General features: G+C 65.0%; 7 protein-coding genes. 3 read left to right on the top strand and 4 right to left on the bottom strand.

The window, feature by feature from the left end; genetic code table 11:
• A partial coding sequence (locus tag AC1DT2_RS16120) for a hypothetical protein (protein ID WP_477297422.1) occupies nucleotides 1-292 on the top strand: 292 nt, incomplete at its 5' end.
• A gap of 111 nt (nucleotides 293-403) precedes the next feature.
• Here AC1DT2_RS16120 and tatC read toward each other — a convergent pair.
• From tatC to AC1DT2_RS16100, 4 genes are all read right to left on the bottom strand, one after another.
• On the bottom strand, nucleotides 404-1,162 hold the full coding sequence (gene tatC, locus AC1DT2_RS16115; protein ID WP_477297420.1) for a twin-arginine translocase subunit TatC: 759 nt from the start codon (nucleotides 1,160-1,162) through the stop codon (nucleotides 404-406).
• A complete protein-coding gene (tatB, locus tag AC1DT2_RS16110; protein ID WP_477297419.1) occupies nucleotides 1,149-1,571 on the bottom strand; it encodes a Sec-independent protein translocase protein TatB in 423 nt (140 codons plus the stop codon). Before tatB ends, tatC begins: the two co-directional genes overlap by 14 nt.
• Before the next feature lie 13 nt (nucleotides 1,572-1,584).
• A complete protein-coding gene (tatA, locus tag AC1DT2_RS16105) occupies nucleotides 1,585-1,830 on the bottom strand; it encodes a twin-arginine translocase TatA/TatE family subunit (protein ID WP_063570436.1) in 246 nt (81 codons plus the stop codon).
• A 75-nt stretch (nucleotides 1,831-1,905) separates the two neighbouring features.
• Nucleotides 1,906-2,598 carry a lipid-binding SYLF domain-containing protein gene (locus AC1DT2_RS16100; RefSeq protein ID WP_477297417.1) on the bottom strand — a complete coding sequence of 231 codons (693 nt, stop codon included), beginning with the start codon at nucleotides 2,596-2,598 and terminating at the stop codon, nucleotides 1,906-1,908.
• Nucleotides 2,599-2,685: 87 nt separating this feature from the next.
• On the opposite strand from AC1DT2_RS16100, the gene hemH reads away from it, so the two are divergent.
• Both hemH and AC1DT2_RS16090 read left to right on the top strand, forming a co-directional pair.
• Complete coding sequence (gene hemH, locus AC1DT2_RS16095) at nucleotides 2,686-3,807, top strand: ferrochelatase (RefSeq protein ID WP_477297415.1); 1,122 nt, start codon at nucleotides 2,686-2,688, stop codon at nucleotides 3,805-3,807.
• Nucleotides 3,800-4,636 (top strand): alpha/beta fold hydrolase, encoded by an 837-nt coding sequence (locus AC1DT2_RS16090; RefSeq protein WP_477297414.1) that lies wholly within the window; start codon nucleotides 3,800-3,802, stop codon nucleotides 4,634-4,636. The genes hemH and AC1DT2_RS16090 overlap by 8 nt, the downstream gene beginning before the upstream one ends.
• The last annotated feature ends 84 nt before the right edge of the window (nucleotides 4,637-4,720 follow it).

Here is a 4,720-nt window from a genome sequence, read left to right as displayed (position 1 = left end):
GCTCAGGACGACGGTGGTCGACGACAAGGGACGCAAGTACTCCCTCAAGCTCAGGGGAACTTTGACCTGGGCAGGCGAAGCGGCCTTCGGGATAAACCATTCCGCTTATGCCCCAGGTGGCGTAGCTGACAACTCAGGCGAAAGTGCTCTATGCATTGAGTACCTTGCCTCGGACAACCCCGACCTTCCTGCGGGGAAGCTTTGGACGGGGCGATTAGTCCTGCAGAGAGTCTGGATTCAGACGGGTCCGGTGGTGGAGTCGCTACGGATCGACATCGGCATTAGCCGATGACCAGCCCAGGGCGCGGCCATCAGCCGCACCCTGAAGGAGTATTTGAGCGGGAGCAGCCCCTTGCGAGTTCTTGCCCTTTGCCGCCAGCCAGCCGATGGACACGCCCGTGAGTTAATCCCCTTCGGGTGGTTTCAGCAGGAAGCGCACCGACAGCAGGCCCACTTCGTACAGCAGGCACATAGGCACGGCCAGCATCACCATGGACAACAAATCCGGTGGGGTGATGAAGGCGGAGATGGCGAAGGCGCCGACGATGGCGTAGCCCCGGCCCTTGCTGAGTTTCTGCGCGTCGACGACGCCGATCGCCGCCAGGATCACCACGGCCACCGGCACTTCGAAGCACAGTCCGAAGGCGAAGAACATCAGCATCACGAAATCGAGGTAATGCGTGATGTCCGTCATCATCTCCACGCCTTCGGGGGTGACGGCGTTGAGGAACTTGAAGGCCGCTGGCATCACCACGAAATACGCGAACGCGCAGCCCGTGTAGAACAGCACCAGCGAGGCTACCAGCAGCGGCCGCGCCAGACGCTTCTCATGCTTGTACAGGCCCGGACTGACGAAGGCCCACAGCTGGTACAGGATCATCGGCATGCTGATGAACAGCGCCACGAAGAAGGCGAGCTTCAACGGCGTCACGAACGGGCTGGCCACTTCGGTCGCGATCAGGTGCGCACCCTGGGGCATGCGCTCGACCAGCGGCCTGGCCAGTTCGGCGTAGAGATGGTTGGCCACCGGCACGAGGGCCAGCAGCACCAGCAGCAGGACGACGACGGCGCGAAGGAGTCGGGAGCGCAGTTCGATCAGGTGGGAAAACAGGCCCTCTTCGATCGCGTCGTCGGCGGACGGACCGGGGTCAGCTGCGGTCATGCGGTTCATCCGTAGGCGGCGCAGGTGGCGTCGTCACACCATGGGCCAGTGGCAGCATGTCGCGCGCCGGGTCGGCCTCGCGGCCTTCGATACGCGCTGTCTGCGTTTCGGTAAAGGTGTCGCGGACGCGGTCACCGGTGTCGCGGATGTCCTTGCCGGCGCCGCGGATCTCGTCGCGCATGCTGTCATGCGCGGAACGGGCGCTTTCGGCCGTCTCGCGCAGCGTGCGCTTGATTTCCTCAGCCTGGATTTCGCGTTCGACCTCGGCCTTGACGTTATCCCAGCCGTTGCGCATGCGCCGCAGGAGCAAGCCCGCGGTACGCGCGGCGTGCGGAAGCTTCTCGGGGCCGAGGACGATGAGCGCCACTACCGCGAGCAGCAGCAATTTACCGAAGCTGATCTCGATCATGGCGCCGCCGGGATCACGGAGCGCGGTCGCGCGGCTCGGTGGATTCGGTGTGGGTCGGCGGGACCTGACCCGTTACCGGGGGATCCGCGCGCAGCTTGTCTTCACGCTCGCGGGCCGCCTTGGCCTCTTCGTCGCCATCCATGCCCTTCTTGAAGTCGCGCATGGCACCGCCCAGGTCCGAGCCGATGTTGCGCAGCTTCTTCGTGCCGAAGATCAGCACGACGACGAGAAGCAAGAGGACGATATGGGTAATGCTCATGAAAACCTCGCAGGCGCCCRCCAGGGCACCGATGGGACGGACAGGCGCCCTTGCGTGACGCCGGATGGTTCAGATTCAGCGGTTAGTGTACTCCTCCAGCGTGTCGCGGAAATTGACGACATAGGCTGGAGCGTTGGTGATACCGCCTGTCTCGAAGATGYGGCGGGGGGTGATACCCGGGCCGTAGACCTCCTTGTTGGTGTCGTCATCGATGCTGAAGTGGGTGCCATCGAGGGCCACGCCGGCGAACAGGCCGCGCGCGCGCGAATAGGTGTAGATCTCGGCCTTGAGCTGGCCATCGGTGGCCGCCGTGGCTGAGCGGCCCACCGGGCCGGCGGCGGCGGAGGCGTTGGCGCCCAGGGTGAACTTGCCGTCGATGATGCCCTGCACGCCCCGATCGGTACGGAAGACCAGGATCACGTCGGCCGACTGGATCCCGATCTGGAAGCCTACCCCGGCACCCGCCATGGAGATGAAGTTGGGGTTGGACCAGGTGCCATCGGGGCTCTTGATCGAGATCAGGCCTTCGCCCTTGGCCCCCGAGAAGACGAAGCCGCCCTTGACCATGTCGGGGAGGACGGCAATGGCCCTCGCGTTCTTGAGGAGATCGGCCGGCAACTGCTTGTCCGGGGCATCGTCCATGATTTCCTTGAGCACGCGCACCGCATTCTCTGCCTGCTCCTTCGGCGGGTCGGCGGCCTGGACTGCCGAGATGGGCAGCAAGGCAAGAAGGCCGAGAACAAGCAGGCGGGAAAGACGTGGGGTCATCGCGTGGCTCCTTTCATACACATGACGGCTTCGGCGTTACACCGCGCTATGGCAGACTGCGGGAATTCCCGCGAGTGCCCGACGCCGATGCCAGGTACGCCAAACTATACCGGCCTTGCCGGGTATTCCCATGACCACCTGCCCCAGGTCGGTGTGCTGCTGGTTAATCTCGGTACACCTGAAGCGCCTACCGCCGCTGCTGTACGGCCCTATCTGGCGCAGTTCCTCGGTGACCCGCGTGTCATCGAATACCCGCGCCTGCTCTGGCTGGCCATCCTGCATGGCGTGATCCTGCGCGTGCGACCGAAGCGGTCGGCACACGCTTATGCGCGGATCTGGACGGAGCAGGGTTCGCCGCTAAGGGTAGGTAGCGAAGCGCTCGCCGCCGCCTTGCAGGCCGAACTGGGTCGTCGTCGGCCCGGCCCGATCCGCGTGGYGCTCGCCATGCGCTACGGCAAGCCCGCCGTGGCGGAAACCATTGCGCAGTTGCAGCGCGAAGGCGTCAGGCGACTGCTCGTGCTGCCGCTTTACCCCCAGTACTCGGCCACCTCGACCGGGAGTGTCTTCGACGCGGTGGCGGATGCGGTGAAAGGCCTCCGCTGGCCGCCGGAGCTGCGCCAGATCAACGACTACCATGCGGAGCCGGGCTATATCGCCGCGCTGGCCGATAGCGTGCGGGCGCACTGGGATCGACACGGTCGCGGCGAGAAATTACTCATGAGCTTCCACGGCATTCCCGAACGCTACGTGCGTAACGGTGATCCGTATTTCTGCCAGTGTCACGCCACGGCGCGCCTGCTGCGCGAAGCCCTGGGACTGTCCGAAGTCGAGGCACCGCTCAGCTTCCAGTCGCGCGTGGGTCGTGAGCGCTGGCTGCACCCCTACACGGATGAGACGGTCAAAGTCTTTGGCGCCAATGGCATCAAGCGGATCGATGTCATCAGCCCTGGTTTCGCGGTGGATTGCCTTGAGACGCTCGAGGAAATCGCCATGCAGAACGCCGACTTCTTCAAAGAGGCCGGCGGCGAAACCCTGAACTACATTCCCTGCCTCAATGCGACGCCCGCCCATGTCGGGACGATCGCCGACCTGGTGCTGAGGCATGCGCAGGGCTGGCCCGAGTTCGCTGCGGACTACGACGCTGCCGAGGCGGCACGCCGGCTTGCCGCCAGCCGAGAACGCGCCCGACAGGTCCGCGACGATGCGTGAGTTGCGCATTTCCATCCCCGGACTGGAGCTGTCCGGGCTGACCTGGGGTGAGCCGGATGCGCCCCCGCTCGTGCTTCTGCATGGGTGGCTTGATAACGCCGCGAGCTTTGCCCTGCTGGCGCCGTTGTTGGCTGAGCGCTTCCATGTCATCACCCTGGACCTACCAGGCCACGGTCATTCCGACCATCTGCCGGAAGGCACGATTTATCAGCACGTCGACTACACCCGGGCGGTGCTGGCAGCGGTCGATTCGCTCGCCCTGCCCCGGTTTCATCTGCTCGGCCACTCGCTCGGTGCGGGCGTGGCGACCATGGTCGCGATCGCCGCGCCGGAGCGCATTCGCGCCCTGGCGCTGATCGAAGGCCTTGGCCCTCTCGGTGACGACGGATCCCGCACGCTCGATCGCTTTCGCGACGCATTGGCCATCAAGGACGAGGGCAGCCGCCCGCTGCGCGTATTCCCGTCTATCGACGATGCAGCTCGGGCGCGGGCGCTGGCCAGTGGGCTGGACAGCTCGCTGGCCCGGCATATCGTCGAACGCGGATTACGGGAAGTAGAGGGTGGCTACAGCTGGCGCAGCGATCCGCGCCTGTCGAAGCCGACGGCCATCCGCCTCGCCGAGACGCAGGTGATGTCGCTGTTGCTCGGCCTTGCGGCGCCGACGTCGCTGTTACTGGCGCGACCGCATCCGCCGTATCTGGAACCGGAGGCGTTGCAGGTACGGATCGATTGCGTGGATGACATCACTGTCACGCGGATGGACGGGGGGCATCATTTGCACCTGGAGCATCCGGGGGCTGTGGCCGAGTGGTTGCGCAGCGCGCTGTAGGATCGCCGATGAATCGGCTCCTACACGGGCATTGAAGCATCGCCGCTGAAGCGGCTCCCACATGTCTGCGGAGCTCTCTGTGGG

The organism is Luteibacter sp. P4_E6 (assembly GCF_056401535.1).
This window is presented reverse-complemented; position numbering and strand designations above follow the sequence as displayed.